This is a genomic window from Streptomyces sp. OfavH-34-F, assembly GCF_022347745.1.
Taxonomy (GTDB): domain Bacteria; phylum Actinomycetota; class Actinomycetes; order Streptomycetales; family Streptomycetaceae; genus Streptomyces.
Map to the genome: position 1 here is coordinate 1 of NZ_JAKRGC010000062.1, position 26,590 is coordinate 26,590.

At 72.8% G+C, this 26,590-nt stretch carries 24 protein-coding genes and 1 pseudogene; 14 read left to right on the top strand and 11 right to left on the bottom strand.

Translation table 11 applies throughout. The features are described from left to right. The 3 genes from MHW47_RS12640 to MHW47_RS12650 all read left to right on the top strand — a co-directional run. Nucleotides 1–262: histidine phosphatase family protein (locus MHW47_RS12640; protein ID WP_239222962.1), on the top strand; the 262-nt coding region annotated here is incomplete at its 5' end. Between the two features lie 236 nt (nucleotides 263–498). Beyond that, nucleotides 499–1,170: a helix-turn-helix domain-containing protein gene (locus tag MHW47_RS12645; protein WP_239222963.1), complete on the top strand. Its 672-nt coding sequence runs from the start codon at nucleotides 499–501 to the stop codon at nucleotides 1,168–1,170. A gap of 195 nt (nucleotides 1,171–1,365) precedes the next feature. Continuing rightward, on the top strand, nucleotides 1,366–1,833 hold the full coding sequence (locus MHW47_RS12650; RefSeq protein ID WP_239222965.1) for a hypothetical protein: 468 nt from the start codon (nucleotides 1,366–1,368) through the stop codon (nucleotides 1,831–1,833). 46 nt (nucleotides 1,834–1,879) lie between these two features. On the opposite strand, the gene MHW47_RS12655 is transcribed toward MHW47_RS12650, so the two are convergent. Next, nucleotides 1,880–3,316, bottom strand: coding sequence for an NAD(P)/FAD-dependent oxidoreductase (locus tag MHW47_RS12655; protein WP_239222967.1), 1,437 nt, complete (start codon nucleotides 3,314–3,316; stop codon nucleotides 1,880–1,882). Nucleotides 3,317–3,435: 119 nt separating this feature from the next. On the opposite strand from MHW47_RS12655, the gene trxA reads away from it, so the two are divergent. After that, nucleotides 3,436–3,813 carry a thioredoxin gene (trxA, locus tag MHW47_RS12660; RefSeq protein ID WP_239222969.1) on the top strand — a complete coding sequence of 126 codons (378 nt, stop codon included), beginning with the start codon at nucleotides 3,436–3,438 and terminating at the stop codon, nucleotides 3,811–3,813. Nucleotides 3,814–3,849: 36 nt separating this feature from the next. Here trxA and MHW47_RS12665 read toward each other — a convergent pair whose 3' ends face one another. Then, the gene (locus MHW47_RS12665; RefSeq protein WP_239222971.1) at nucleotides 3,850–4,197 is read right to left on the bottom strand and encodes a hypothetical protein; all 348 of its coding nucleotides are present in this window, start codon (nucleotides 4,195–4,197) and stop codon (nucleotides 3,850–3,852) included. A 264-nt stretch (nucleotides 4,198–4,461) separates the two neighbouring features. Continuing rightward, nucleotides 4,462–5,484 (bottom strand): LacI family DNA-binding transcriptional regulator, encoded by a 1,023-nt coding sequence (locus tag MHW47_RS12670; RefSeq protein WP_239222972.1) that lies wholly within the window; start codon nucleotides 5,482–5,484, stop codon nucleotides 4,462–4,464. Between the two features lie 76 nt (nucleotides 5,485–5,560). On the opposite strand from MHW47_RS12670, the gene MHW47_RS12675 reads away from it, so the two are divergent. Beyond that, nucleotides 5,561–6,019 (top strand): type II toxin-antitoxin system PemK/MazF family toxin, encoded by a 459-nt coding sequence (locus tag MHW47_RS12675; RefSeq protein WP_239222973.1) that lies wholly within the window; start codon nucleotides 5,561–5,563, stop codon nucleotides 6,017–6,019. A gap of 53 nt (nucleotides 6,020–6,072) precedes the next feature. Here MHW47_RS12675 and MHW47_RS12680 read toward each other — a convergent pair whose 3' ends face one another. Further along, nucleotides 6,073–6,933, bottom strand: coding sequence for a TIGR02452 family protein (locus MHW47_RS12680; RefSeq protein WP_239222974.1), 861 nt, complete (start codon nucleotides 6,931–6,933; stop codon nucleotides 6,073–6,075). A gap of 147 nt (nucleotides 6,934–7,080) precedes the next feature. Between MHW47_RS12680 and egtA the strand changes: the two genes are divergently transcribed. The 4 genes from egtA to egtD are packed head-to-tail and all read left to right on the top strand — an operon-like array spanning nucleotide 7,081 to nucleotide 11,436. Further along, entirely contained in the window at nucleotides 7,081–8,394 is a 1,314-nt protein-coding gene (egtA, locus tag MHW47_RS12685; RefSeq protein ID WP_239222975.1) for an ergothioneine biosynthesis glutamate--cysteine ligase EgtA, read from the top strand. Then, on the top strand, nucleotides 8,391–9,722 hold the full coding sequence (gene egtB / locus MHW47_RS12690; protein WP_239222976.1) for an ergothioneine biosynthesis protein EgtB: 1,332 nt from the start codon (nucleotides 8,391–8,393) through the stop codon (nucleotides 9,720–9,722). The genes egtA and egtB overlap by 4 nt, the downstream gene beginning before the upstream one ends. After that, on the top strand, nucleotides 9,722–10,477 hold the full coding sequence (gene egtC, locus MHW47_RS12695; protein WP_239222977.1) for an ergothioneine biosynthesis protein EgtC: 756 nt from the start codon (nucleotides 9,722–9,724) through the stop codon (nucleotides 10,475–10,477). The genes egtB and egtC overlap by 1 nt, the downstream gene beginning before the upstream one ends. Further along, a complete protein-coding gene (gene egtD / locus MHW47_RS12700) occupies nucleotides 10,474–11,436 on the top strand; it encodes an L-histidine N(alpha)-methyltransferase (protein WP_239222978.1) in 963 nt (320 codons plus the stop codon). Before egtC ends, egtD begins: the two co-directional genes overlap by 4 nt. Before the next feature lie 63 nt (nucleotides 11,437–11,499). Here the strand turns inward: egtD and MHW47_RS12705 are convergent, their stop codons facing one another. After that, nucleotides 11,500–12,756 carry an extracellular solute-binding protein gene (locus tag MHW47_RS12705; RefSeq protein WP_239222979.1) on the bottom strand — a complete coding sequence of 419 codons (1,257 nt, stop codon included), beginning with the start codon at nucleotides 12,754–12,756 and terminating at the stop codon, nucleotides 11,500–11,502. 202 nt (nucleotides 12,757–12,958) lie between these two features. Between MHW47_RS12705 and MHW47_RS12710 the strand changes: the two genes are divergently transcribed. Continuing rightward, nucleotides 12,959–13,174, top strand: a complete 216-nt coding sequence (locus MHW47_RS12710) for a dodecin (RefSeq protein ID WP_239222981.1) — start codon at nucleotides 12,959–12,961, stop codon at nucleotides 13,172–13,174. A gap of 39 nt (nucleotides 13,175–13,213) precedes the next feature. Here MHW47_RS12710 and MHW47_RS12715 read toward each other — a convergent pair whose 3' ends face one another. Beyond that, complete coding sequence (locus MHW47_RS12715) at nucleotides 13,214–13,699, bottom strand: hypothetical protein (protein ID WP_239222983.1); 486 nt, start codon at nucleotides 13,697–13,699, stop codon at nucleotides 13,214–13,216. Nucleotides 13,700–13,798: 99 nt separating this feature from the next. Between MHW47_RS12715 and MHW47_RS12720 the strand changes: the two genes are divergently transcribed. Beyond that, a complete protein-coding gene (locus tag MHW47_RS12720) occupies nucleotides 13,799–16,216 on the top strand; it encodes an excinuclease ABC subunit UvrA (RefSeq protein ID WP_239222985.1) in 2,418 nt (805 codons plus the stop codon). A gap of 268 nt (nucleotides 16,217–16,484) precedes the next feature. Continuing rightward, entirely contained in the window at nucleotides 16,485–18,254 is a 1,770-nt protein-coding gene (locus MHW47_RS12725; RefSeq protein WP_239222987.1) for a glycosyl hydrolase family 18 protein, read from the top strand. 72 nt (nucleotides 18,255–18,326) lie between these two features. On the opposite strand, the gene MHW47_RS12730 is transcribed toward MHW47_RS12725, so the two are convergent. From MHW47_RS12730 to MHW47_RS12740, 3 genes are read right to left on the bottom strand one after another with little or no spacing between them, the layout of a single operon-like run. Continuing rightward, complete coding sequence (locus MHW47_RS12730; protein ID WP_239222989.1) at nucleotides 18,327–19,073, bottom strand: succinate dehydrogenase/fumarate reductase iron-sulfur subunit; 747 nt, start codon at nucleotides 19,071–19,073, stop codon at nucleotides 18,327–18,329. Beyond that, entirely contained in the window at nucleotides 19,070–21,019 is a 1,950-nt protein-coding gene (locus MHW47_RS12735) for a fumarate reductase/succinate dehydrogenase flavoprotein subunit (RefSeq protein ID WP_239222991.1), read from the bottom strand. The genes MHW47_RS12730 and MHW47_RS12735 overlap by 4 nt, the downstream gene beginning before the upstream one ends. 1 nt (nucleotide 21,020) lies before the next feature. Next, on the bottom strand, nucleotides 21,021–21,728 hold the full coding sequence (locus MHW47_RS12740) for a succinate dehydrogenase (protein WP_239222993.1): 708 nt from the start codon (nucleotides 21,726–21,728) through the stop codon (nucleotides 21,021–21,023). 94 nt (nucleotides 21,729–21,822) lie between these two features. Between MHW47_RS12740 and MHW47_RS12745 the strand changes: the two genes are divergently transcribed. Beyond that, a complete protein-coding gene (locus tag MHW47_RS12745) occupies nucleotides 21,823–22,725 on the top strand; it encodes a LysR family transcriptional regulator (RefSeq protein ID WP_239222995.1) in 903 nt (300 codons plus the stop codon). A 24-nt stretch (nucleotides 22,726–22,749) separates the two neighbouring features. Here the strand turns inward: MHW47_RS12745 and MHW47_RS12750 are convergent, their stop codons facing one another. Next, nucleotides 22,750–24,924, bottom strand: coding sequence for an EAL domain-containing protein (locus MHW47_RS12750; protein ID WP_239222997.1), 2,175 nt, complete (start codon nucleotides 24,922–24,924; stop codon nucleotides 22,750–22,752). Beyond that, the gene (locus MHW47_RS12755) at nucleotides 24,921–25,739 is read right to left on the bottom strand and encodes an SAM-dependent methyltransferase (RefSeq protein WP_239222999.1); all 819 of its coding nucleotides are present in this window, start codon (nucleotides 25,737–25,739) and stop codon (nucleotides 24,921–24,923) included. Before MHW47_RS12755 ends, MHW47_RS12750 begins: the two co-directional genes overlap by 4 nt. A 559-nt stretch (nucleotides 25,740–26,298) precedes the next feature. Between MHW47_RS12755 and MHW47_RS12760 the strand changes: the two are divergent. Further along, nucleotides 26,299–26,590, top strand: a pseudogene (locus MHW47_RS12760) (hypothetical protein); the annotation flags it as partial.

The window sequence follows — 26,590 nt, forward strand, 5'->3', positions numbered from 1 at the left end:
CCCGCACGGCGGCGAGTCGCTGCTGGAGCTGTGCGGCAGGGCGGGCGCCTGGCTCGACGCGGTGTCCGGGGAGGGGGGCGGGCGGGTGCTGGCGGTCGCCGAGCCGTCCGTCGTCCGCGCGTCGGTGGTCCACGCGCTGGGGCTGCCGCCGGAGGCGTTCTGGCGGCTCGACGTCGCGCCGCTCACGCTGACGGAGCTGAGCGGACGGGCGGGGCGGTGGAACCTGCGCTGCGGCCGGCCGCTCGCCCCCGAAACCTCCTGAACCTCATCCGGACCCTCGTCCGCCCGCCGCCCCCTCACCCGCCGGCCGGAGCCGTCGGTGACCCCCGGTGTGCAGTGGGTCACGTTCGCGCGTGGCGGGGTGTGCCCCCGGTGTGAAGGTCGGGCATTCTCTCCCGGCGGTCGTGCGAAGGGGCACGGCCCGGTGACCGTCTGGGGGGAACGATGCCGCGACACGCGGACAGGGAGCAGGGGCGGGCTGCGGACCGCGGGAGAGGTGTGATCGAGGGGGCGTTCGCGCTGCTGGAGGCGTTGCGCCGGTGCGGCGGTGAGGCGGGGCTGACCGAGATCGCGGTGGCCTGCGGCCTGCCGAAGGGGAGCGCGCACCGGCTGCTGGAGCAGTTGCTGCTCGTGGGTGCGGTGGAGCGGCGGGGCAGCCGCTACCGCGTGGGCTCGCAGCTCTACCGGCTCGGGCAGACGTGGGAGCCGCATCCGGGGCTGCGGTGGGCGGCCCGTCATCCGCTGCACCGGCTGCGGGCGGCGACCGGGGCGAGCGCCCTGCTGACCGTCCTGCACGAGGACCGGGCGCTCACCGTGGCGTCCGTGCCGGGCGAGGTGGAACCGCTGGTGCCGGTGCGGAACGGGATGAGCTTCGTGCTCGACACGGCGGCCGGCCGGGTGCTGACCGACCGAGGCCGGTCCGGTTCCGGGAGCCGGCTGCCGGGGGCGGTGCTGGAGTGCGCGGAGGTGATGGACGGGGTGTGCTGCGCGGCGCTGCCGGTGCGGGGGCGCGACGGCCGGGCGGTCGTGGCCGCGATCGCGGTCATGACGTCGTCGGCGCGGGCGTTGCAGCGGGCGGCCCAGGAGGCGTCCCTGGCGGCGGCGGCCGTCACCGCGGCCCTCGTCCGGGCCGGTACCCCGGCGTATCCGTCCTCGGTGCTGGGCTACTGACGGGGCCTCGGGTCCGGTCCCGCCGACGCGGACCGCCATGCCCGCGCACCGGTCCCGCACGCCGGTTCCTCGCACCGGTCCCGCGCACCCGTTCCGCTCAGCGGAACGCGCGTAGAACGGCGGTCCGCGCTCCGGCAGTCTGTTCTTCGAGCCGGTCGGGGGACCGGCGAACACCCGAAAACCTTGGGGGACAACATGACCGTCCGACGACTGACCACCCTGGCCCTGGCGGGCGCGCTGGGTCTCACCTCGCTGGTGGGTGCCGCCGGCGCCGCGCAGGCCGATCCGGTCGACTACGTGCAGATCCAGCTCGTCGACCTGTACTGCGGTTCGCAGAGCGAGGGCGACCACGACGAGGCGTACCTCAACATCGCGGCGAACGGCGGGAAGCCCGTGCGGCTCTGGCCCGCCAAGGCCTCGTACCAGACCATGGGCACCGGCTACCGGCGCTCCCTGGACGAGAGCAACAACAACGCGCTGCTGGTCTTCGGCAAGTCGGAGTCCCGCACGCTCTCGCTGTGGGACTACGACAGCACCAGCGGCGACGACCGGCTCGGCTCGGTGACCGTCACGGGCAACGAGTTCGGCGCGGAGACGCAGTACCGGGTGCTGGAAGGCTCCGGTGGCGTCTACACCATCGCCTACCGCGTCGTCGACATCTGACGCACCCGTCCGGCCGGGCCCGTCGGGTCCGGCCGGAACACGGTCGCTAGCCCCGGTACGTCTCCAGCAGCCTCAGCCACACCTCGCTGATCGTGGGGTACGACGGGACCGCGTGCCACAGGCGGGAGACCGGGATCTCGCCCGCCACCGCCATCGTCGCCGAGTGGAGCAGCTCCGCGGTGCCGGGGCCGACGAAGGTGACGCCCAGGAGGATCTCGCGGTCCAGGTCCACGACCATGCGGGCGCGGCCCCGGTAGCCGTCCGCGTACAGGCCCGAACCGGCCACGGAGGCCAGGTCGTAGTCGACGGCGCGGACGCGGTGGCCGGCCTGTTCGGCCTCGGCGAGCGAGAGGCCCACCGACGCGGCCTCGGGGTCGGTGAAGACGACCTGCGGGACGGCGGCGTGGTCGGCGGTGGCCGCGTGCGCGCCCCAGCGGGCGGTGTCCAGCGGCTTGCCCAGCGCGCGGGCGGCGATGGCGTCGCCCGCGATCCGGGCCTGGTACTTGCCCTGGTGGGTCAGCAGCGCGCGGTGGTTGACGTCGCCCGCGGCGTAGAGCCAGTCCGATCCCTCGACGCGGCAGGTGTCGTCGACGGTCAGCCAGGAGCCGGGTTCCAGGCCCACCGTCTCCAGGCCCAGGTCGTCGGTGCGCGGGGCGCGGCCGGTGGCGAAGAGGATCTCGTCGGCCTCGACGCTCTCGCCGTTGTCGAGTTCGACGGTGACCGGCCCGTCGGGGGCGGGGCGGCGGACGGCGGTGGCGGAGACGCCCGTACGGATGTCGGCTCCGGCCTCCTTCAGCGCCTCGGCGACCAGCTCGCCGGCGAAGGGCTCCATGCGGGGCAGCAGCCCCTCGCCGCGGACGAGCAGGGTGACCCGGGAGCCGAGCCCGGCCCATACGGTGGCCATCTCGACGCCGACGACGCCTCCGCCGACGATCGCGAGCCTGCCGGGCACCTCCTTGGCGCTGGTCGCCTCCCGGCTGGTCCAGGGGCGGGCGTCCTCGATGCCGGGCAGGCCGGGGACGACGGCGCGGCTGCCGGTGGAGACGACGACGGCGTGCCGGGCCGTGAGCCGGTGCTCGGTGCCGTCCGGCGCGGTGACGGTGACCTGCCTGGGCCCGGTCAGCCGGCCGTGGCCCCGGTGGATGTCGGCGCCGATCCCGTCGAGCCAGGCGACCTGGCCGTCGTCCTTCCAGTGGGAGGCGTACTCATCGCGGTGGGCGAGGACGGCAGCGGCGTCCAGCGGGCCCCGGACGGCGTCGCGCAGGCCGGGGACGCGGCGGGCGTCGGCGCGGGCCACGACGGGGCGCAGCAGGGCCTTGCTGGGCATGCAGGCCCAGTAGGAACACTCGCCGCCGATCAGTTCGGACTCGACGACGGCGGTGGTGAGCCCGGCGGCGCGGGCCCGGTCGGCCACGTTCTCCCCCACCGGTCCGGCTCCGATGACCACGACGTCGTACGCGACAGGTTCCGGTGCATGTGTCATGCGGCCCATTCTGGCCACGGGTGTGGGCGTCGGCCACATGGGCAGGGGCGGAATAGCACGAGGACGGGCACCGTTGTGCCGGACACGTCTCATACGGGCACAGGAAGAGGTAGCAGCGCATGAGCACCGTTGAGCTCACCAAGGAAAACTTCGACCAGGTCGTCAGCGACAACGACTTCGTTCTGATCGACTTCTGGGCTTCCTGGTGCGGTCCGTGCCGGCAGTTCGCCCCGGTCTACGACGCGGCGTCCGAGCGCCACACGGATCTGGTTTTCGCCAAGGTGGACACGGAGGCGCAGCAGGAGCTGGCGGCGGCGTTCGACATCCGGTCGATCCCGACGCTGATGATCGTCCGGGACAACGTGGCGGTCTTCGCGCAGCCGGGCGCGCTGCCCGAGACGGCGCTGGAGGACGTCATCGGGCAGGCGCGGAAGCTGGACATGGACGAGGTCCGCAAGTCGATCGAGGCCGAGCAGAAGGGCGGGGCCGCGGAGTAGCGGCGGCCGCCAGGCGGACCGGTGGCGCGGGCGCGCTCAGGCGCCCGCGGCGGCCTCCGGGTCCGCGTCCCGTTCGGCGAGGCGGGCCACGAGGCCGTAGTCGAGTTCCGAGCCGTCCACGAGCAGGCCCTCGACCGCGCGGGTCCGGGGGTCGATGTCGGCGACCATGCCGTCGCCCGCGTACCGCGGGTAGCCGGTCTCGCCTGTCTCGCCGGTGGCCGTGACGACGGCCGAGCGGATGGCGGCGCCGGGTGTCGGCGCGCCGGAGTCCGCCGCCGCCACTCCCCTGACGCTTGCCCCCGTGTCGCCGCCCCCGGCCACGGGGGTCTTGTCGTCGGTGAACGCGGGGACGATGAGGATCTCGTAACTCTGCGGATGGCTCATGGCAATGACTCTAGGGGGTGTCCGATGAATCCCCGTGGAGGCAGGAGCGGCGTCCGGTGCGTGCGGTCGCAAGGCGCCGGAGAGCCCTTGTAGCGGAGCTACCAGGGCTGTTCGGCAACGCGGCGAGCGTGCGTGCCGGGCGGCGCGACGCCACGGGGCTTCATCGGACACCCCCTGGGCCCTGTCCGGGGTTCCGGCACGGGGACCGGACAGGGCCCGGGCGCGGGACGTGCGTCGCGCGGGTCGCCGGGCCCGGATGGCCGTTCAGCTGGATTCCCGCCGTACGGTGCGGGCCCGCAGCAGGTCGTGCCGTTCGGGCGGGGTCCTGGGATGCCGTACGAGCCGGTCCACCAGGTCCGCGAGCGGCTGTGCGGTCGCCAGTTCCATGCGTACGCTGCTGAGCCGCGGCCGCAGCAGCCGTCCGATCATGGAGTCGTCCGCGCCCACCACGGCCACCGCGCCCGGCACGTCGATCCCGGCGTCCTGGAGCGCCCGCATCAGCAGCATCGCGTACGTGTCGTCGTAGGCGAACGCGGCGTCCAGGCCGAGCGAGGGCCAGCGGGCGGCGAGCGCGGCCGCGGACTCCTCGTCGTACCGCAGCGGCAGCGGTTCGACGGTGGCGCCGCCGCTCAGCGCGGCTTCCCGGGCGCCGGCCAGGCGCGGCTCCGCGAACAGGGCGGTACCGGGGTCCTCGGGCATCACGACGCCGATGCGGCGCCTGCCGCGTTCCAGCAGATGGCGTACCGCGCAGCCGCCGACCTCGCGCTGGTCCATGATCAGCGCGTGGGCCCCTTCGACGGGCTGGGGGCCCAGGGTGATGACCGCCTTGGCTCCGGAGCGCCGGAGGACGGCTATGCCGCGCGGGGCGAGCGGGACGGAGCCGGGCACGATGACGGCGGCCGGACGCAGTTCCGCCCAGGCGCGGGCGGCGTCGTCGGCGCCGAGGCCGAGCGAGCCGTACTGGACGACGGTGTAGTCGAGGCGGCGCAGGCCGGCCTCCAGTTCGCGCAGGAAGCGCAGGTGCAGCGGCCCGGTCGGCAGGTGACCGGTGGGCAGCAGCACCATGCGGGAGTGGCCCGCGCGCAGGGTGCGGGCCGCGGCGTGGGGGACGTAGCCGAGTTCGTCGGCGGCCTCCCGTACCCGGCGGCGGGTCTGATCACTGATCCGCACCTGCGTGTTGTTGTTGAGGACGTAGGACACGGTGGCCCTGGAGACGCCCGCGAGCCGCGCCACGTCGGCGCTGGTCGGGACGGGGCCTTCGGCGGACTGCTGGGGTAACTGACTCATGGCTCCGGGAAGTCTCCCAGACCCGCCCGACGGCCCGGCGCGCAGGCTGTGCGCGAGGACGCCCTAGGGTGAGGCGATGACGATCAGGAACTTCAGCGACAGCCAGGACGGCATTTCCGGACGGATCGGTTCCGCGGCCACGGCGGAGGCCGATCCGCGTGCGGTGGGCCCGGTGCGCACCTCGTACGCGCCCGACCGGGACGGCGCGCCCGACCCCGGCGAGATCGTCTGGACGTGGGTGCCCTTCGAGGAGAACGACGGGCGCGGCAAGGACCGTCCGGTGCTGGTCGTCGCGCGGGAGGCGGCGGGCACGCTGCTGGCGGTGCAGTTGTCCAGCAAGCAGCACGATCTCGACCGGGAGTGGGTGGCCCTGGGCGCGGGCCCCTGGGACAGCTCGGGGCGGCCGTCCTGGGTGGATCTGGACCGGGTGCTGCGGGTGCACGAGGAAGGGATGCGCCGGGAGGCGTGCGCCCTGGACCGGGCCAGGTTCGACCTGGTCGTGGGCCGGCTGCGGGAGCGCTACGGCTGGCACTGACGGCGCCCGGCCCCGGAAGGGGCCCGGCCCGGCGGCAACCCTCACCCTGGACCTCAGATCGAGGGTTGCCGCCGGTCGGAGGGGTGCCGCCGGTCGGCGAAGACGCGGTCGAAGGCCACCCGGGCCGGGGAGTCGTCGGCGCGGCCCAGGATGCCGAACACCACGTGCTCGAAGTGGCCCGCGAACCGGCCGTCCCCGGTGAGCAGCGTGTGGAAGGCACCGGCCACCCGGGCGGGGTCGTTGCGGAAGACGCCGCAGCCCCAGGCGCCCAGGACGAGCCTGCGGTAGCCGCAGACCGCGGCGACTTCGAGCACGCGTTCGGCCCGGGTCGCGAGCGCGGCGGGCACCCGGTGCGCCTCCTGCGGGGTCCGGGTGCGGATGACCCCGGCGTTGGGGGCGGGCGAGGTGAGGAATCCGGCCGTGTACGGGGCGTCCAGGAGCCGGCCGCGGTCGTCGCGGAAGACCGGTACGCCGGGTGAGTGGATGACCCGGTCGGTGTAGAAGGCGCTGCGTTCGGCGCGGTGGTGGGCGTAGAAGCCGGGCACGCGCAGCAGCGTGGCGTACAGCGCGGAAGCCCGGCACAAGGCCTCCTCCTGCGCCTGGGCGCCGTTCAGGTAGCCGCCGCCGGGGTTGCGGGCGGACGCGTAGTTCAGGACGGCGACCGGGTCGGCCCGCCCGGCGGTCAGGCGGGCGGCGGCCTCCAGGCTGCTTTCGCCGGTGACCTCGATGACGGGCGTCCGGTCCCGGTCGGGTTCGACGCCGGGCAGCGGCTCGGGGCCGTACAGCCGGGTGCCCGCGAGGGCGGCGGCCAGCGCCTGTTCGATGCTGATTTTCCGTCCGTTCGCCGTGCGGTAGGAACCCGCCTCGACGATGTTCTCCGTCTCGCGGGCGATCCCGCGCAGCCGGGCGCTCATGACGCCTCCCCCTTATGGTGCATACGGGGCATGATCGGCGCCCCGTCGCATCGAACGCAATCGAATATCCGGCGCACAAGGCACTCTTGTGCGATCTGTTTGCAGCGGTTTGGGTAGGACGGACGCACCGGCACAAGGAGGCCCGGCATGTCATCCGACACACCCGGCGGCCATGGTCCGCCCGGTCTCGACCCTCCTCTCGACGAGGGCGGGGCGGAGGAGTTACTGCGCGGAATCTGCTTCAAGACGGGTCCGCCGCGCACGGTGGGCGTGGAACTCGAATGGCTCCTGCACGACCGCGACCACCCGCACCGCCCCGTACCGCCCCACCTTCTGGAGGCGGCCGCATCGGCCGTCCGGGCGCTGCCCCTGAGCGCGGCGCTCACCTTCGAACCCGGCGGCCAGCTGGAGCTCAGCTCGCGCCCCGCCGCTTCCCTGATGGCGTGTGTCGAGGACACCGCCGCCGATCTCGCCGCCGTACGGGCTGCCCTGGACGGGCTAGGTCTCGCCCCGGCCGGTCTGGGCGTCGATCCCTGGCAGCCGCCGCGACGGCTGCTGCGCGCGCCCCGGTACGAGGCCATGGAACGGGCACTGGACCGGTGGGGACCGGCCGGCCGCGCCATGATGTGCACCACCGCGTCCGTGCAGGTCTGCCTGGACGCCGGCGAGGCGGAACCCGGCCCGCTCGGGTACGCGCGGCGGTGGCGGCTGGCCCACCTGCTGGGCGCGGTACTGGTGGCGGTGTTCGCCAACTCGCCGTTCCGGGAGGGCCGGCCCGTGCCGTGGCGGTCGGCCCGGCAGTCGCTGTGGGCGGCCCTGGACCCGAGGCGGACGCTGTCCCCGGACGGTCTCGAACCGCCCCGGGAGGCCTGGGCCGCGCACGTCCTGGACACCCCCGTGCTGTGTGTGCGGGGCGACGAGCCGTGGGCCGTCCCGGACGGGCTCACCTTCCGGGAGTGGCTGCGCACCGGGGCGCCCCGGCCGGCCGGGCGGGACGACCTCGACTACCACCTCACCACGCTGTTCCCGCCGGTGCGCCCGCGCGGCCACCTGGAGCTGCGCATGATCGACGCGCAGCCCGGCGAGGACGGCTGGATCGTGCCGCTGGCCGTGACGACCGCCCTGTTCGACGACCCGGAGGCGGCCGAGACGGCGTACCGGACCGTCAAGCCGCTGACCGAGACGGCCGGCGACGGCGCCGCTCCGCGCAATCCGCTGTGGACCTCGGCGGCCCGCGACGGCCTGGCCGACCCGGAGCTGCGCCGGGCGGCGGACGCCTGCTTCCGGCTCGCCCTGGAGGCGCTGCCCCGGCTGGGCGCGAGCCCCGCCGTACGGGACGCGGTCGCCGCCTTCCACGACCGCTACGTCGTCCGGGGCCGGTGCCCGGCGGACGACCTGCGGGACCTGCTCACCGCGGGCGGGGCGCGCCGCCCGGCCCATCCGAAGGGGACCTTGTCATGACCGAATCCCCCGCTCCCCCGCACGCCGCGGACGCCGAGGCGCTGCGCGGGCGCGCGCTCGCCGCACTGCTCGCCGCCCGGGAGCGCACGGCGCTCCTCACCGACAGCGTCGACGACCACGAGCTGACCGCCCAGCACTCGCCGCTGATGTCGCCGCTGGTCTGGGACCTGGCGCACATCGGCAACCAGGAGGAGCTGTGGCTGCTGCGCCAGGTCGCCGGACGGGACGCGATGCGCCCGGAGATCGACGGGCTGTACGACGCCTTCGAGCATCCGCGCGCCACCCGGCCCTCGCTGCCGCTGCTCGCACCCGGTGAGGCGCGCGCGTACGCCTCCGAGGTGCGCGGCAGGGCGCTGGACGTGCTGGGGTCCGCCCCGCTGGACGGCGGGTCCGCGCTGGTCAGATCCGGATTCGCGTTCGGGATGATCGCGCAGCACGAGCAGCAGCACGACGAGACGATGCTCATCACCCATCAGCTGCGGTCCGGCCCGGCGGTGCTGACGGCTCCGGAGCCGCCGCGGGCCGCGGACGCGCCGGCGCTGCCGACCGAGGTGCTGGTGCCGGGCGGCCCGTTCACCATGGGCACGTCGACCGAGCCGTGGGCGCTGGACAACGAGCGGCCCGCGCACCGCAGGGACGTCCCCGGGTTCTGCATCGACACGGCCCCGGTGACGTGCGGCGCCTACCGGGCGTTCATGGAGGACGGCGGTTACGGCGAGCGGCGCTGGTGGGCGCCCGAGGGGTGGGCGATGGTCCGCGAGCACGGACTGACCGCCCCGCTGTTCTGGCGCCGGGAGGGCGGGCAGTGGCTGCGCCGCCGGTTCGGGGTGACGGAGCCGGTGCCGGACGACGAGCCGGTGCTGCACGTCAGCTGGTACGAGGCCGACGCGTACGCGCGCTGGGCGGGGCGGCGGCTGCCGACCGAGGCGGAGTGGGAGAAGGCGGCCCGCCACGACCGTGTCTCGGGGCGTTCGCGGCGCTACCCGTGGGGCGACGAGGACCCGACGCCCGAGCGGGCCAATCTGGGCCAGCGCCATCTGCGGCCGGCGCCCGCCGGGGCGTACCCGGCCGGGCGGGCCCCGTGCGGGGCCGGGCAGCTGATCGGTGACGTGTGGGAGTGGACGGCGAGCGACTTCCTGCCCTATCCGGGGTTCGCGCCGTTCCCGTACCGCGAGTACTCGGAGGTGTTCTTCGGGCCGGAGCACAAGGTCCTGCGGGGCGGGTCGTTCGCGGTGGACGCGGTGGCCTGCCGGGGCACGTTCCGCAACTGGGACCTGCCGGTGCGGCGGCAGATCTTCTCGGGCTTCCGCACCGCGAGGGATCTCTGATGTGCCGGCACATCGCCTACCTGGGGCCGCCGGTGGCCCTGGGCGAGGTGCTGTCGCGCCCGCCGCACTCGCTGGTGCGGCAGTCCTGGGAGCCGCGCCGGCAGCGGTACGGGACGGTCAACGCGGACGGTTTCGGGGTCGGCTGGTACGCGGACGGGGACGCCGTCCCGGGCCGCTACCGGCGCCGGGGGCCGGTCTGGGGCGACCAGACGTTCGCGGATCTGGCCCGGGTGGTGCGCAGCGGCGCGCTCCTGGCGGCGGTCCGGGACGCGACCGCGGCGGACCCGGACGGGGAGGCGGCGGCGGCGCCGTTCGCCGCGGACCGGGTGCTGTTCAGCCACAACGGCACGGTGCGGGGCTGGCCGGACTCGATGGAGTCCGTGGCGGCCACGCTGCCCCCGGCCGCGCTGCTGCGGCTCACCGCCCGCAGCGACTCGGCGCTGGTGTGGGCGCTGGTGCGGCACCGGCTGGCGGCGGGCGACGCGCTCGCGCAGGCGGCGGCCGACACCGTGCTGGAGGTGGCGGAGGCGGCTCCGGGCTCCCGGCTCAACCTGCTGCTGACCGACGGCAGCGGCGTGGTGGCGACCGCCTGGGGCGACACCCTGTGGCATCTGACCGAGCCGGGGCGGCACACGGTGGTCGCCTCGGAGCCGTACGACGACGATCCCCGCTGGTCCGAGGTGGCCGACCGCACCCTGCTGACCGCGACCGCCGGAGACGTCCTGCTCACCCCGCTGAAGGAGCCCTGCCCGTGAGTCCCTTCCTGCTGACCCGTACCCTGCCGGAGGACGCGACGGACGCGGCGCTGCGCGCCGATGTGCTGCACGGCCTGACCCGGCGTCCGAAGACGCTGCCGCCCAAGTGGTTCTACGACGCGCGAGGCAGCGAACTGTTCGAGGAGATCACCCGGCTCCCCGAGTACTACCCGACGCGCGCCGAGCGGGAGATCCTGATCGAGCGCGCCGGGGAGATCGCCGCCGCCTCCGGGGCACGCACCCTGGTCGAGCTGGGTTCCGGTTCCTCGGAGAAGACCCGTCATCTGCTGGACGCGCTGCCGGAGCTGCACAGTTACGTGCCGGTGGACGTCAGTGAGAGCGCGCTGCGGGGCGCGGCGGACGCCCTGCTCGCGGAGCGGCCCCGGCTGTCCGTGCACGCGCTGATCGCCGACTTCACGGCCGGACTCACCCTGCCCGAGACGCCCGGTCCCCGGCTGGTGGCGTTCCTGGGCGGCACGCTCGGCAATCTGCTGCCGGACGAGCGGGCGGAGTTCCTGCGTTCGGTGCGTGAGCTGCTGGTCCCCGGGGACGCGCTGCTGCTCGGCACGGATCTGGTCAAGGACGAGGAGGTGCTGGTCGCCGCCTACGACGACGCGGCCGGGGTGACGGCGGAGTTCAACCGGAACGTGCTGTCGGTCGTGGACCGGGAGCTGGGGGCGGACTTCGTGCCGCAGGACTTCGCGCACGTGGCCCGGTGGAATCCTGCGGAGGAGTGGATCGAGATGCGGCTGCGGGCGCGCCGCTCGCTGACGGTGAAGATCCCGGAACTGGAGCTCGTGGTGCCGTTCGAGGCGGGCGAGGAGCTGCGCACGGAGGTGTCGGCGAAGTTCCGCGAGGACGGGGTGCGCCGGGAACTGGCCGGTGCGGGGCTCCGGCTCACGCACTGGTGGACGGACGCGGAGGACAGATTCGCGCTCTCCCTGTCCTCGGTGGACTGAGCCGACAGCGGCGTGGGGCGGGTCCGGTGGTCCGGGCCCGCCCCGCGCCGGGGGAACGAGGGATCAGCTGCCCGCGAGCAGCCCGGTGATCTTCTCGGACGCGGTCCTCGCCTCGGTGGCGGGGTCGCCGCCCTGGAGGACCGCCGTCATGTAGGGCTTGATCGGGTTGTCGGCCTCGACCGCGGCCCACTGGGGCGAGTTGGGGGTGGCGTGGCCGCGCGTGGCGCCCGCGGCCATCGCGGCGGTACTCTCATCGCCCTCGATGGCCTTCGCGAGGGCGGGCTTGTTGGGCACGTAGTTCATGGTCTTGGCCAGGTCCTTCTGCCACTTGGCCCCGGCCAGCGCCTTGATCACCTCGTAGCCGGCGGAGCGCTGCTGGGCCTTCTGCGGCACGATGAGGTCGGAGCCGCCGGTGAAGACCGAACCGGGCGCCTTCGAGGTCTTGCCGGGTATCGGGAAGTAGCCCAGCTTTCCCTTGAGTTCGGGGTTCTTCTTGAGGATCAAAGGCACGCTGCTGGGCGTGGTGATGATCTGGGCGACATTCCCCTCGGCGAACACATCGACCTGCGGGGGCTTTTCCTCGTCGCTGTCCTGGGGACCGTCTCCCAGCGCCTGGAGCTCCGAATAGAACTGCATGCCCTTGAGCGCGGCCGGCGTATGGAGAGTGCCCTGCCAGTCGCCCTCCTTGTCGCTGGCGAGTTCCCCGCCCTCGTCCCAGATGAACCCGGCGAGCACGTACCAGTTCTGGCCGGGCAGATACATGCCCTGGATTCCGTCGCGGTTGAGTTTCTCGGAGTCCGCGATCCACTCGGCGCGCGTCTTCGGCGGGTCCTCGATACCGGCGGCCTCGAAGAGGTCCTTGTTGTAGATCACCACGCGGTTGGCCGCGTACCACGGGATTCCGTACTGGACGCCGTTGATGCTGCCGGGCTCGGCGAGACCGGGCAGCCAGTCCTCTCTGCCCAGGTCACGCATCGATTCGAGGGTCAGGTCGCGCAGGTTGCCGCTCTCGGCGTACTGGGCGACCTGGGTGTTGCCGACCTCGATCACATCGGGCGTGTCCTTGCCGTCGAGCGCCTCCAGGACCTTGGGGCCGATGCCGCTCCATTCCTGGATCTTGAACTCCAGCTCGACAGACGGGTGCTCCTCCTCGTACGACTTCTTGAAGCGCTCCAAAAAGTCTGCGGTCACGCTGTTCTTCATGAGCCAGATCGTGACCTTCTTGTCGCTGGAGCCACCGGAGCCGGGGATCAGGCCGCACCCACCCAGTGCAACGGTGGAAACAAGGGCGACTGCTCCGAGGAGCATGCGGTTTTTCACTGGTTCACCTTCTGCGGAACGGCAGGATGACATATGCGGACCCGATGTGGGGGACTGCGGGCTGCGCTCGCACGGGCGTGGCTGGATTTTGGTATGGACCAATAGTTTGGTCAAGGGCCGTTCCGGACATGCGTGACACCTCCGACCCCTCGCGAACCGGGCCGAGGTAGGGCACCTTGGTAGGGACGAGAGGAGACGAAACATGCCAAATCACACCTATCGCGTCACCGAAATCGTAGGAACCTCCCAGGAGGGCGTCGACGAGGCCATCCGCAACGGCATCGCGAGGGCCTCGGAAACGTTGCACAATCTCGACTGGTTCGAGATCACACAGGTGCGTGGGCAGATCGAGGATGGCCGAATCGCGCACTACCAGGTGGGCCTGAAAGTGGGATTCCGTCTCGACGATCCGAAGTGACGCGGACCGGCCGGCCCGGCCGGGTCCGACCCGCTCCGGTCAGGTGCGCCCCTCCCGTTCCTGCGCGTCCCTCAATGCGGGCGAGGCCGGCGTCCAGCGGGCGCGCACCACGGTGAGTCCGGCCCGCTCGGCGGCGTCGCAGACCAGTTCGTCGTCGTCGACCAGCATCCGCACCGTACGGTCGCGCCCGAGCCGCTCCAGAATCTCCAGCTTGGTCCGGCGGGCCGGCCGGCGGTCGCCGTTGCGCCGCATGTGCAGCGCCCCCTCGGGCAGCCCGTGGCGGGCCAGCCAGGCCAGGGTGTCCTTGCGGCACCGCTCGGGCCGCCCGGTGAGATAGACGATCTCGCACTCCCCGGCACTGCTCAGCGCCAGCCGTACGCCCTCGTCCAGCGGCGGGTCCTCGGCCGCCGCGGCGAAGAAGGCGGCCCAGTCGCGGCGGCCCCCCAGGAAGTGCTGCCGGTGCGAGGTGTCGGCGAGCGTACCGTCAAGATCGAACACGGCCACCGGCCGGACGTCGTTTCCCATGCGCCCAGCAAACCAAGGCGCCGCCCCGTCCGGCCCACCGGCACGACCACCGGCCGGGCGGGAAGTCCGGCTCCGAGCGCAGGAGTGACCCCCTCCCCCATGACCTCGCCCCACGACCCCTACGTCCGGGTCCGAGGCGCCCGCGAGCACAATCTGCGGAACGCCGACGTCGACATCCCCCGCGACACCCTCACCGTCTTCACCGGCGTCTCCGGCTCGGGGAAGTCCTCGCTGGCCTTCGGCACCATCTACGCGGAGGCCCAGCGCCGCTACTTCGAGTCCGTCGCCCCGTACGCCCGGCGCCTCATCCACCAGGTCGGCGCCCCCGCGGTCGGCGCGATCACCGGGCTGCCGCCCGCCGTCTCGCTGGAGCAGCGCAGGTCGGCGCCGGGCGCGCGGTCGTCCGTGGGGACGGTGACGACGCTGTCCAACTCGCTGCGGATGCTGTTCTCGCGGGCCGGGAACTACCCCGAGGGCGCCCCGCGGCTGGACTCGGACGCGTTCTCGCCGAACACCGCGGCCGGGGCCTGTCCGCGCTGCCACGGCCTGGGGCTGGTCCACCGCACCACCGAGGAACTGCTGGTGCCGGACCCCGGCCTGTCGATCCGGGAGGGCGCGATCGCGGCCTGGCCGGGGGCCTGGCAGGGCAAGAACCTGCGCGACGTACTGGACGCCCTCGGCTACGACGTGGACCGGCCGTGGCGGGAGCTGGACCCGGCCGACCGGGGGTGGATTCTGTTCACCGACGAGCAGCCGGTGGTGACGGTCCACCCGGTACGGGAGGCCGGCCGCATCCAGCGCCCCTACCAGGGCACGTACATGAGCGCGCGGCACTACGTGATGCACACCTTCGCCGACTCGAAGAGCGCCTCGCTCCGGGCGAAGGCCGAGCGATTCCTGACCAGCGAGCCGTGCCCGGACTGCGGCGGCGCCCGGCTGCGTCCGGAGGCGATGGCCGTCACCTTCGCCGGTCGGACGATCGCACAGCTCGCCGGGCTGGCGCTGACCGACCTCGCGGAGCTGCTCGCGGAGGCGGGCGGCGAGGGGAGCGCGCGGGTGCTGACGGCGGATCTGCTGGCCCGGATCTCGACCGTCACCGAGCTGGGCCTCGGCTATCTGAGCCTGGACCGCACGGCGCCCACGCTCTCTTCGGGCGAGCTCCAGCGGCTGCGTCTGGCGACCCAGCTGCGGGCCGGCCTGTTCGGGGTGGTGTACGTCCTGGACGAGCCGTCCGCCGGGCTGCATCCGGCGGACACCGAGGCGCTGCTGACGGTGCTGGGGCGGCTGAAGGAGTCCGGCAACACGGTCTTCGTGGTGGAGCACCAGCTGGACGTCGTGCGGCGGGCGGACTGGCTCGTCGACGTCGGGCCGCTGGCCGGGGAGCACGGCGGCCGGGTGCTGCACAGCGGGCCGCCGGCCGGGCTGGCCGGGGTGGCGGAGTCGGCCACCCGCCGCTTCCTGTTCGCCGACGCGCCGCCCCCGCCGCGCGAGGTGCGTGCGCCCTCGGGGTGGCTGCGGCTGTTCGGGGTGGACCGGCACAACGTGCGCGGGGTGGACGCGGCGTTCCCGCTGGGGGTGTTCACGGCGGTCACCGGGGTCTCCGGGTCCGGCAAGTCGACGCTGGTGGGGCAGGTGCTGGCGGGCGCGCTCGCGGACCGGGCGGCCGCCGGGGAGGCGGGGCCGGAGCAGCCGGTGCGCGGGTACGACCGGGCGGAGGGCCTGGCGGCGGTGGACCGGCTCGTCCAGGTGGACCAGCGGCCCATCGGACGTACGCCCCGGTCCAACCTGGCCACGTACACCGGTCTGTTCGACGTGGTGCGCAGGCTGTTCGCGGCCACGCCCCTGGCGCGGGAGCGGGGGTACCGGGCGGGGCGGTTCTCGTTCAACGTGGCGGGCGGGCGGTGCGAGACCTGCCAGGGCGAGGGGTTCGTCTCGGTGGAGCTGCTGTTCCTGCCGAGCACCTACGCGCCCTGCCCGGACTGTCACGGCGCGCGGTACAACCCGGAGACGCTGGAGGTGACGCTGCGCGGGCTGGACATCGCCCAGGTGCTGGACCTGACCGTGGAGGCGGCGGCCGGGTTCTTCGCGGACACCCCGGCGGCGGCGCGCAGCCTGGGGACGCTGCTCGACGTGGGTCTCGGCTACCTGCGGCTCGGGCAGCCGGCCACGGAGCTGTCGGGCGGCGAGGCGCAGCGGATCAAGCTGGCGGCGGAGCTCCAGCGGGTCCGGCGGGGCCACACGCTGTACCTGCTGGACGAGCCGACGACGGGGTTGCATCCGGCGGATGTCGAGGTGCTGATGCGGCAGTTGCACGGGCTGGTGGACGCGGGGTCCACGGTGGTGGTCGTGGAGCACGACATGGCCGTGGCGGCGGGCGCGGACTGGGTGATCGACCTGGGTCCGGGCGGTGGTGACCGGGGCGGGCGGATCGTCGCGGCGGGGCCGCCGGTGGAGGTGGCGAGGGCTGCGGAGGGCCGTACGGCGGGGTATCTGCGGGCGGCCCTGGGGCTTTCCTGAGCGCCGGTAAGGCGTCGACTCGGGTGGGCGGGAGGCGGGTTGGCGGCCGGGCGGGAGGTGGGTTCGCGGCCGGTGGGCGGCCCGTCCATGAAACAGTAAAGAACGTTGACAGTTAGCTGGTCCATACCAATCATGGGCATGCCACGCGGCCTTCGCCGTGGGGCATGTGACCCCCCGGCCGGGACTCACAGGAACGGGCCGCGCCCCTCACCGGGCGCGGCCGAGCCGTGCAACCGCCCGTTGTCCCACCCCCGCTGGGAGCTGCCCCATGAGACGTCCAAGAACAGTCGGCGCCGTCCTGAGCGCCTTGGCCACCGCGGTCGCGTCCGCAGGTCTGGTCCTCGGATCGGGCGCCGGCGCGCAGGCCGCCACCACCGCCGCCACCCCCATGCCCGCCCACGTCTTCGCCCCCTACTTCGAGGCGTGGAACGGCGACAGCCCGGCCGCGCTCGCCCAGGCGTCCGGTGCCAAGTACCTGACGATGGCCTTCATCCAGACCGCCGCCAAGGGCTCCTGCACCCCGTACTGGAACGGCGACTCCGGCATGCCGATCGACCCGTCGCAGTTCGGCGCCGACTTCACCACGATGCGCTCGCGCGGCGGGGACGTGATCCCGTCGTTCGGCGGCTACACGGCCGACAACACCGGCACCGAGATCGCCGACAGCTGCACCAGCGTCGACTCGATCGCCGCTGCGTACGAGAAGGTCATCACGACCTACGACGTGACCCGGCTCGACATGGACATCGAGGACAACTCGCTGACCAACAGCGGCGGCATCGACCGCCGCAACAAGGCGATCAAGAAGGTCCAGGACTGGGCCGCCGCCAACGGACGCCCGCTGCAGATCTCGTACACGCTGCCCACCACCACGCACGGGCTCGCCGACAGCGGACTCGCGGTGCTGAGGAACGCGGTGTCCAACGGCACCAAGGTCGATGTCGTCAACCTGATGACCTTCGACTACTACGACAACGCCACCCACGACATGGCAAAGGACACCCAGACCGCGATCACCGGTCTGAAGGGCCAGCTGGCCTCGCTGTACCCGTCGAAGACCGACACCCAGCTGTGGAACATGACCGGCATCATCGAGATGCCCGGCATCGACGACTTCGGGCCGGCCGAGACCTTCACCACGGCCAACGCGCCGGTCGTCTACGACTGGGCCGTCGCCAAGGGCGTGGGCACGCTGTCCTTCTGGGCGCTCCAGCGCGACAACGGCGGCTGCCCCGGGACCGGCGGCAGCGACACCTGTTCCGGCATCGCGCAGGACACCTGGTACTTCACCCACACCTTCGCGCCGTTCACCCGGGACGGCGGCGGTCCGGCGACCGACGACTACTCGGTGGCCGTGACCCCGTCCGCCGCGACGGTCGAGCCGGGCAAGTCGGTGACCGCCACCGTCAGGACCGCGGTGACCTCGGGCACCGCCAAGACGGTCGCGCTGACCACGAGCGGCGCCCCGGCCGGGGTGACCGCGACGCTCAGCCCCACCTCCGTGACCGCCGGCGGCTCCGCCACGCTCACGCTCGGCGCGGCGGCGTCGGTGGCCCCCGGCACGTACACCATCACCGTGACCGGCACCTCCGGCACGCTCAGCCACGCGGCCACCCTCACCCTGACCGTCCCGGGCACGGGCGGCGGCACGGGCGCGCTGGTGAACGGTGACTTCGAGACCGGGGCGCTGGGCCCCTGGACCTGCCAGTCCGGCGGCGCGGTCGTCTCCTCCCCGGTGCACGGCGGCTCGCACGCGCTGGCCGTCGCCGCGACCTCCTCGCAGACCGGCGAGTGCGCGCAGACGCTGACCCTCTCCCCCAACACCGCGTACACCCTGCAGGGCTACCTCCAGGGGAACTACGCGTACCTCGGGGTGCGGGGCGGCGCGTCGGCCAGCACCTGGGGCCTGTCGGGCTCCTACGCCAAGCAGTCGGTGTCCTTCACCACCGGTTCGACCGGCTCGGTGACGGTCTACCTGCACGGCTGGTACGGCCAGGGCACGGTCTACGCGGACGACCTCTCGGTCACCAAGTCCTGACCCGGCGCCCATGACGGCCCGCGGGCCCCGGAGGCGTCGTGCCTCCGGGGCCCGCGGGCCGGGTGCGTCCGGTCAGCGGCGCGCCTTGCGGGTGGCCCGCAGCCACTCCTTGTTCATCGCCGAGATCGACGGCAGCGGGATGCCCTTGGGACAGGCGGTGGCGCACTCGCCGGTGAGGGTGCAGCCGCCGAAGCCCTCGCTGTCCATCTGCTCCACCATGTCGAGCACCCGCGTCTCCCGCTCGGGAGCGCCCTGCGGCAGCACGTTCAGATGGTTGATCTTCGCCGAGGTGAAGAGCATCGCCGAACCGTTGGGGCAGGCCGCGACGCAGGCGCCGCAGCCGATGCACTCGGCGTGCTCGAACGCGAAGTCCGCGTCCGGCTTGGGCACCGGCGTGGCGTGCGCGTCGGGGGCCGTCCCGGTGGGGGCGGAGATGTAGCCGCCGGCCTGGATGATCCGGTCGAAGGCCGAGCGGTCCACCACCAGGTCCTTGACGACCGGGAAGGCCGCCGCGCGCCAGGGCTCGATGTCGATGGTGTCGCCGTCGTCGAAGGCCCGCATGTGGAGCTGGCAGGTGGTGGTGCGCTCCGGGCCGTGGGCGTCGCCGTTGATGACGAGGCTGCACGCGCCGCAGATGCCCTCGCGGCAGTCGTGGTCGAAGGCGACGGGGTCGTCGCCGGCGAGGATCAGTTCCTCGTTGAGGGTGTCGAGCATCTCCAGGAACGACATGTCCCGCGAGATGCCGTCCACCTCGTACGTGGACATGGCGCCCGGGGTCTCGGCGTTCTTCTGGCGCCAGACGCGCAGGGTGAGCTTCATGCGTAGCTCCGCTGGGTGGGGTGGACGTACTCGAAGACGAAGTCTTCCTTGTGCAGGACGGGGGCCTCGCCGGTGCCGGTGAACTCCCAGGCCGCGCCGTAGGAGAACTCCTCGTCGCGCCGGGCGGCCTCGCCGTCCGGGGTCTGGGACTCCTCGCGGAAGTGGCCGCCGCAGGACTCGGCGCGGTGCAGGGCGTCGAGGCACATCAGCTCGGCGAGCTCCAGGTAGTCGACGATGCGGTTGGCCTTCTCCAGCGACTGGTTCAGCTCGTCGCCGGTGCCCGGGACCTTGATGCGGCGCCAGAACTCCTCGCGGATCTCCGGGATGCGGGCGAGCGCGGTGCGCAGCCCCTCCTCGGTGCGGGCCATCCCGCAGTACTCCCACATGAGTTCGCCGATCTCCCGGTGGAAGGAGTCCGGGGTGCGGTCGCCGTCCACGGAGAGCAGCAGGTTGAGCCGGTCCTCCGTCTCGGCGACGGCCTCCTCCACGGCGGGGTGCGAGGCGTCGAGGTCCTCGCGGTGCGGGCTGCGGGCGAGGTAGTCGTTGATGGTGGCCGGCAGCACGAAGTAGCCGTCGGCGAGGCCCTGCATCAGCGCCGACGCGCCGAGCCGGTTGGCGCCGTGGTCGGAGAAGTTGGCCTCGCCGATGGCGAAGAGGCCGGGCACGGTGGTCTGGAGGTCGTAGTCGACCCACAGCCCACCCATCGTGTAGTGCACGGCCGGGTAGATACGCATCGGGGTCTCGTACGGGTTCTCCGCGGTGATCCGCTCGTACATGTCGAAGAGGTTGCCGTACTTCTCGGCGACCCCGGCCCGGCCCATCCGCCCGATGGCGTCCGCGAAGTCGAGGTAGACGCCCTGGCCGCCGGGGCCGACGCCGCGCCCCTCGTCGCAGACGTTCTTCGCGGCGCGCGACGCGATGTCACGGGGGACGAGGTTGCCGAAGGCCGGGTAGAGGCGCTCCAGGTAGTAGTCGCGCTCGTCCTCCGGGATCTCCTTGGCCGGTCGGGTGTCGCCCTTGGCCTTCGGCACCCAGATGCGGCCGTCGTTGCGCAGCGACTCGCTCATCAGCGTGAGCTTGGACTGGTGGTCGCCGGTGCGCGGGATGCAGGTGGGGTGGATCTGGGTGAAGCACGGGTTCGCGAAGAGGGCGCCGCGGCGGTGCGCCCGCCAGGCGGCGGTGGCGTTGGAGTTCATCGCGTTGGTCGACAGGTAGAAGACGTTGCCGTAGCCGCCGCTGGCGAGGACGACCGCGTCCGCGAAGTAGGTGTCGATCTTCCCGGTGAGCAGGTCGCGGGCGACGATGCCCCGGGCCCGGCCGTCCACCACGATCAGGTCGAGCATCTCCGTACGCGGGTGCATCTCGACGTTGCCCGCGGCGATCTGCCGGGAGAGCGCCTGGTAGGCGCCCAGGAGGAGTTGCTGCCCGGTCTGGCCGCGCGCGTAGAAGGTGCGGGAGACCTGGACGCCGCCGAAGGAGCGGTTGTCGAGGAGTCCGCCGTACTCGCGGGCGAAGGGGACGCCCTGCGCGACGCACTGGTCGATGATCTCGACGGAGATCTGGGCGAGCCGGTACACGTTGGTCTCGCGGGAGCGGAAGTCTCCGCCCTTCACGGTGTCGTAGAAGAGGCGGTACACCGAGTCGCCGTCGTTGCGGTAGTTCTTGGCGGCGTTGATGCCGCCCTGCGCGGCGACCGAGTGGGCGCGGCGGGGCGAGTCCTGGAAGCAGAACTGGACGACGCGGTAGCCCTGTTCGGCCAGGGTGGCGCCGGCCGAGCCGCCGGCCAGGCCGGTGCCGACCACGATGACGGTCTGCTTGCGCCGGTTGGCCGGGCTGACCAGCTTCGCCCGGAAGCGGCGCTCGTCCCAGCAGTCGGCGATGGGCCCGGTGGGCGCCTTGGTGTCGGCGACGGGTTCGCCGGTTTTGTAGTGGATGTAGTCGTTCATGTCAGCTCACCACTCCGGTCATGACGGCGACGGGTACGGAGATGAAGCCCGCCGTCAGCACCAGCGCGAGGACGTTGGCGAGGGTCTTCAGGGCGCGGTCGCGGCTCGCGCGGCCCGCGCCGAGGGTCTGCGCGGCGCTCCAGAACCCGTGCCGGATGTGGAGTCCGAGGGCGAGCATCGCGACGATGTAGATGACGTTGCCGTACCAGGTGGAGAAGGTGTCGATGACGTTCTGGTACGGGTGGCCGGACCGGAAGCCGCCCGGGTGCACGGTGCCGGTCGTCAGGTCCAGGATGTGCCAGACGATGAACAGCCCGAGGATGACGCCGCCGTAGCGCATGGTGCGGGTGGCGTAGCTCGCGCGCGGCCTGCGGTGGACGTACCGGCTGGGCCGCGCCCGCAGGTCGCGCCGGCTGAGCTGGTACGCGGAGACCGCGTGCAGCACCACGGCGGCGAGGAGGACCACGCGCACGATCCACAGCGCCCACTCGCGGTGCAGGACCGGCTCGCCCATCACCCGCAGCCAGTGCGCGTAGCCGTTGAACTCGTCGGAGCCGAAGAAGATCTTCAGGTTCCCGATCATGTGGGCGACCAGGTAGAGGAGCATCACGAGGCCGCTGACGGCCATGATCGCCTTCTTGCCGACGGTCGAGCCCCAGAGCGTACGCGTCATGGACGGCCGTCGGTCCGTCCGGGTTGCCAATGCCATGGACACGACGCTAGGGGCGGCGGGCCGATCAGTCCAAGACATGGAACGGCTGATCTCCATAGGCTCAGGCTATGTATCGGGGTAGCGTGGGGTGATGCAGCTCCAGCAGCTCACGTATTTCGTGGCCGTCGCCGAGGCCCGGCACTTCACCCGCGCCGCCGAGCGGGTACACGTCTCGCAGCCGTCGCTCTCCCAGCAGATCCGGGCCCTGGAGAGCGATCTGGGCGCCAAGCTGTTCAGCCGGGCGCGCGGCAACATCGCGCTCACGGCGGCGGGCGAGGCGCTGCTGCCGCTGGCCCGGCGCATCCTGGCCGACGCCGAGACCGCGCGGCACGAGGTGCAGGAGCTGGCGCAGCTGCGCCGGGGCCGGGTGCGGCTGGGCGCCACGCCGAGTGTGTGCACGGGTCTGCTGCCGGAGGTGCTGCGCGCCTTCCACGATCTGCACCCGGGCATCCGGCTGCTGCTGGAGGAGGGCGGTTCGCACGACCTGGTCCGGGAGCTGGCGCGCGGGGCGCTCGATCTGGCCCTGGTGGTGCTGCCGCTGCCGGCGGCCTCTCCGGCGCTGACCACGGTGGAGCTGCTCCGGGAGGATCTGGTGGTGGTCTCCTCGGTGCACCGGCCCCGGCCGGGGAAGGGCGGCCGGGTGCGGATCGCGGATCTCCGGGACGAGCCGCTGGTGATGTTCCGGCACGGCTACGACCTGCGGGAGCTGACGGTGGCCGCCTGCCGGGCGGAGGGCTTCGAGCCGTCGTTCACGGTGGAGGGCGGCGAGATGGACGCGGTGCTCGGCTTCGTCCGGGCGGGCCTGGGCATCGCGGTCGTCCCGAACATGATCGCCACCCGCGCCGGGCTCGACCTGCGGACGACGCCGCTGGCCCGGCCGGGGCTGCGCCGCACGATCGCGCTGGCGCACCGCAGCGACGTGGACCCGCCGCGCGCGGCCCGGGAGTTCCAGCGGGTGCTGCTGGCGGGACGGGCGGACCCGGCCTCCCCCTGAGCCGGGGTGCCGGGTCCGCCCGGGTCACACGGCGTCGGCGAGCAGCAGCGAGTGGATGCGGTCCGGGGCGCCCGGCCTGGCGTAGTACCAGCCCTGGGCCGTGTCGCAGCCGAGCTGCCGCAACTGCTCGGCCTGGGCGCCCGTCTCGACGCCCTCCACGGTGACCGCGAGGTCGAGGCTGTGCGCGAGCGAGACGATGCCCTCGACGATCTTGAGGTCCACCGGGTCCGCCGGGTGGTGCTGCATGCCCTGGGTGAAGGACCGGTCCAGCTTCAGCACGCTCACCGGCAGCCTGCGCAGGTTGGCGAGGTTGGAGTAGCCGGTGCCGAAGTCGTCCAGCGCGATGTCCACGCCCATCTCGGCCAGCTGGCGCAGCGGCTTGAGCAGGTCCTCGTCGGCGCCGATGAGGGCCGACTCGGTGACCTCCAGGCACAGGGCGCCCGCTTCGAGGCCGGAGCGCTCCAGGACCTCGACGGTCTCGGCGACCAGTTGCGGGTGGTGCAGCTGGGCCGGGGAGAGGTTGACGTTGATGCGCAGCGGGCCGCCGTCGGTGTGCCGTTCCTGCCAGAAGTTGGCCTGGCGGACCGATTCTTCCAGGACCCAGCGGCCCAGCGGCACGATGAGTCCGGTGTGCTCGGCGAGTGCGATGAACCGGTCGGGGCCGAGCACGCCGTGCTGCGGGTGGCACCAGCGCACCAGGGCCTCCGCGCCGTGCACGGTGCCGTCGTCGAGGTGGACGAGCGGCTGGTACTCGATGAAGAACTCGCCCCGTTCCAGGGCGGCCGGCAGGGCCGTGGTGAGGCCGTGCCGGGTGATGGCGCGGCGGTCGGCCTCGGCGTCGGCCAGCTCGAAGCGGTTGCCGCCGGCCGACTTGGCGCGGTACATCGTGATGTCGGCGCTGCGCAGCACCTCGGCGGCGCTGCGTTCCCCGGCGGGGCCCTCGACGACCCCGATGGAGCCGCGCACGGTGAGTTCGCGCCCGTCGAGCCGGATGGGGGTGCCGAGGACGCCGAGGATGCGGCAGGCGAGTTCGTCGACCTCGGCGGGGCTGTCGAAGCTCGTGGTCAGGGCGACGAACTCGTCGCCGCCGAGCCGGGCGACCATTTCGCCGGGGGCGGTGGCGCAGGTCTGGAGGCGGTCGGCGACCTCCACCAGCAGCCGGTCACCGGCGGCGTGGCCGAGGCTGTCGTTGATCGCCTTGAAGCCGTCGAGGTCGAGGTAGCAGAGCCCGAAGCGGCTGCCGTCCCCCGCTGAGAGCGCTTTCTCCAGCCGCTCGAAGAAGAGCGTCCGGTTGGGCAGCCCGGTGAGCGCGTCGTGCGTGGCCTCGTAGCGCAGCCGGAGGTTGAGGAGGCGGCGTTCGGTGGTGTCCTCCAGGAGGGCCAGCTGGTACTCGGGGTTGCCCTCGGCGTCGCGCAGCAGCGACACCGTCAGATTGGTCCACAGGACGGTGCCGTCGTTGCGGTAGTACGGCTTCTCGACCCGGTAGTGCTCGCGTTCGCCGCGGACCAGCTCGTTGTAGTACTTCCAGACCTGCGGGGAGTCCTCGGGGTGGACCCACTCGTTGACGCGGTGGCTGAGGACGTGGTTCTCCAGGCCGCCGAACATCCGGGTGAGGGTGTCGTTGATCTCCAGCACGTTGCCGTCGAGGTCGGCGATCCCGATGCCGATCGCCGCGTCCTTGAAGACGGCCCGGAAGCGTGCCTCGGTGGCGTGCAGGGCCTGTTCGGCGTGGGAGCGGGCGGCGAGCGCCGAGCGGGCGATGGCCTCCTGCTCGGCGAGGGTCCGCTCGCGCAGGGCCTGGGTGAAGCCGGCGGCCACGGCGTGCTGGATGCGGGCGCAGCGGGAGCGGCTCTCCTCGGTGGCCAGGGGCACCGGCCCGTTGCTGCCGCAGTAGAGCACCAGGTAGGAGTCGACGACGCCGAGCGTGGAGCTGAGCGCGTCGGGGTCGGTGCAGTGCGCCGCGACGAGCGCGCCGCCCACCGAGGTGGCGGCCGCCGCGTCGAACGGGCGGGCGTGCAGGGTCTCGTTGAGGGTGCGGGCGAGCGGCAGCAGGTGCTGCTCGAACTCCGGGCGGGTCAGGGAGGTGGCCGTCGAGGGGAAGATGGCCCGGCTCCAGATGGTGGCGAACCTCCGGAGCCGGTCCTCCGGGCCGTCGGGGGCCGCGTCCGGGACTCCGGCCGACTGGGCGGGAATGCTCACGCCTTGCGTCCCACTCCCGCGATGCCCGAGAAGGCGTATGGGTCCTCGTTCTCGGGGGCGGCGGGGGACTCGGGGCGCCATTCCGGCATGGCGACGAGCCCGGGTTCGACCAGCTCGTAGCCGTCGAAGAAGCGGGCGACCTCGTCGCGGGTGCGCATCACCAGCGGGTTGCGGATGTCGCGGTACACGCCGACCGCGCCGCCGGCCTCCTCGCGGGTCAGCGGGATGCCCTCGTAGGCGGCGTGGGTGACGACCAGGAGGCTGCCGGGGGCGAGCATGTCGCGCAGTGCCGCGACGGCGCCCTGCGGGTCGTCGGAGTCCTCGATGAAGTGGAGGACGGCGACGAGCAGCAGCGCCACCGGGCGGTCGAAGTCGAGGAGTTTGGCGACTTCGGGACTGTCCCGGATCTCCTGGGGCCTGCGCAGGTCGGCCGCGGCGATCGTCGCGCCCTCGTTGCCGTCGAGGACCGCCTGGCTGTGCGCGACGGCGACCGGGTCGTGGTCGACGTAGGCGACCCTGGCGGCCGGGTCGATGGCCTGGGCGACCTCGTGGACATTGCCGAAGGTGGGTATCCCGGAGCCGATGTCGAGGAACTGGTCGATGCCCTCGCCCAGCGCGTAGCGCACGGCCCGTCGCATAAACGCCCGGTTCGCCTGCATCACCTTGGGAAGTCCCGGCATGAACTCCATGGCCTTCCGGGCGGCTTCCCGGTCCACCTCGAAATTGTGCGAGCCGCCCAGATAGAAGTCATACATTCGGGACACGCTCGGCACCGAAATGTCAATGCCTTGCGGTGCCCAGGCGGGACGCTCCATCGATGTCTCCAACAAGTCGCCACGACGATCCGGCCATGTTCATGGTCAGTGTGAACCAGAGGCTACTGATCGACCGCCAAGAGAGCGAGCCAAAACGGAAATTGGCCGTCCGTTATTGGTCACACTCCCATGGCATGTGCAACCGACCGGTCGCTGCCCGTCACATTCGATGAACGGAAAGGTTCGAATAGTTCACTCCCGGACTACTTTGACGAATCGCTGAACTCGTCATCCCGGAACCGGGGCATCATGTGCCGTGGGAGCGTTGGCCGTTGGCACCCGCGGGCCGGGCGGCCGGGGAGCGGCGGGGCCCCGGAGAGCCGCCGCCACCGCTCCGACAGGACACCGCGGCGCGGAATCCCCGGCTCCGACGACACCCCCTTCGAAGCCGTTCCCTGCGACATGGTCGATAATCGGCCATTTTCAGGAAGCAGCCCTTCGCGGGGCATCGACACCATTGCCGGAGGTTCCAAACCTCGCGTGCGCCCAATCCCCTCCATCGGGCGAATCCGGCGAAGTCACGGCGTGCCGCCGTGCGGCCCGGAACATGCTCCGGGGCGTGTACGGATCACTCTTCTGGCGGTTGGCCGCGGCTCTCACGCTCACCTGGCTGCTGACCGGGCCCACCCCGGCGATCGCCGACAGCTGCGCGTACGCGTACGTCGACGACGGCAAGGGCGGCCATCACGTGGTCGTCAGCGGTGACCACAGCTGCTTCCCGACCCCGCACCCGACGCCCACGCACACCCATACGCATGCTCCGCCCCCGCCGCACACTCCCCCGCCCTCGCCGCCCCCGAAACCGACGCCGCCCCCGGCGCCCACCCCGACGCCGGAGCCCCCTCCGCCGC

Excerpts from the sequence above, each read along its gene's own strand:
- MHW47_RS12650 (WP_239222965.1), top strand. The coding sequence starts at position 1,366 with ATGACCGTCCGACGACTGACCACCCTGGCCCTGGCGGGCGCGCTGGGT.
- MHW47_RS12655 (WP_239222967.1), bottom strand. The coding sequence starts at position 3,316 with ATGACACATGCACCGGAACCTGTCGCGTACGACGTCGTGGTCATCGGA.
- trxA (WP_239222969.1), top strand. The coding sequence starts at position 3,436 with ATGAGCACCGTTGAGCTCACCAAGGAAAACTTCGACCAGGTCGTCAGC.
- MHW47_RS12665 (WP_239222971.1), bottom strand. The coding sequence starts at position 4,197 with ATGAGCCATCCGCAGAGTTACGAGATCCTCATCGTCCCCGCGTTCACC.
- MHW47_RS12670 (WP_239222972.1), bottom strand. The coding sequence starts at position 5,484 with ATGAGTCAGTTACCCCAGCAGTCCGCCGAAGGCCCCGTCCCGACCAGC.
- MHW47_RS12675 (WP_239222973.1), top strand. The coding sequence starts at position 5,561 with ATGACGATCAGGAACTTCAGCGACAGCCAGGACGGCATTTCCGGACGG.
- MHW47_RS12680 (WP_239222974.1), bottom strand. The coding sequence starts at position 6,933 with ATGAGCGCCCGGCTGCGCGGGATCGCCCGCGAGACGGAGAACATCGTC.
- egtA (WP_239222975.1), top strand. The coding sequence starts at position 7,081 with ATGTCATCCGACACACCCGGCGGCCATGGTCCGCCCGGTCTCGACCCT.
- egtB (WP_239222976.1), top strand. The coding sequence starts at position 8,391 with ATGACCGAATCCCCCGCTCCCCCGCACGCCGCGGACGCCGAGGCGCTG.
- egtC (WP_239222977.1), top strand. The coding sequence starts at position 9,722 with ATGTGCCGGCACATCGCCTACCTGGGGCCGCCGGTGGCCCTGGGCGAG.
- MHW47_RS12710 (WP_239222981.1), top strand. The coding sequence starts at position 12,959 with ATGCCAAATCACACCTATCGCGTCACCGAAATCGTAGGAACCTCCCAG.
- MHW47_RS12715 (WP_239222983.1), bottom strand. The coding sequence starts at position 13,699 with ATGGGAAACGACGTCCGGCCGGTGGCCGTGTTCGATCTTGACGGTACG.
- MHW47_RS12720 (WP_239222985.1), top strand. The coding sequence starts at position 13,799 with ATGACCTCGCCCCACGACCCCTACGTCCGGGTCCGAGGCGCCCGCGAG.
- MHW47_RS12725 (WP_239222987.1), top strand. The coding sequence starts at position 16,485 with ATGAGACGTCCAAGAACAGTCGGCGCCGTCCTGAGCGCCTTGGCCACC.
- MHW47_RS12730 (WP_239222989.1), bottom strand. The coding sequence starts at position 19,073 with ATGAAGCTCACCCTGCGCGTCTGGCGCCAGAAGAACGCCGAGACCCCG.
- MHW47_RS12735 (WP_239222991.1), bottom strand. The coding sequence starts at position 21,019 with ATGAACGACTACATCCACTACAAAACCGGCGAACCCGTCGCCGACACC.
- MHW47_RS12740 (WP_239222993.1), bottom strand. The coding sequence starts at position 21,728 with ATGGCATTGGCAACCCGGACGGACCGACGGCCGTCCATGACGCGTACG.
- MHW47_RS12745 (WP_239222995.1), top strand. The coding sequence starts at position 21,823 with ATGCAGCTCCAGCAGCTCACGTATTTCGTGGCCGTCGCCGAGGCCCGG.
- MHW47_RS12755 (WP_239222999.1), bottom strand. The coding sequence starts at position 25,739 with ATGGAGCGTCCCGCCTGGGCACCGCAAGGCATTGACATTTCGGTGCCG.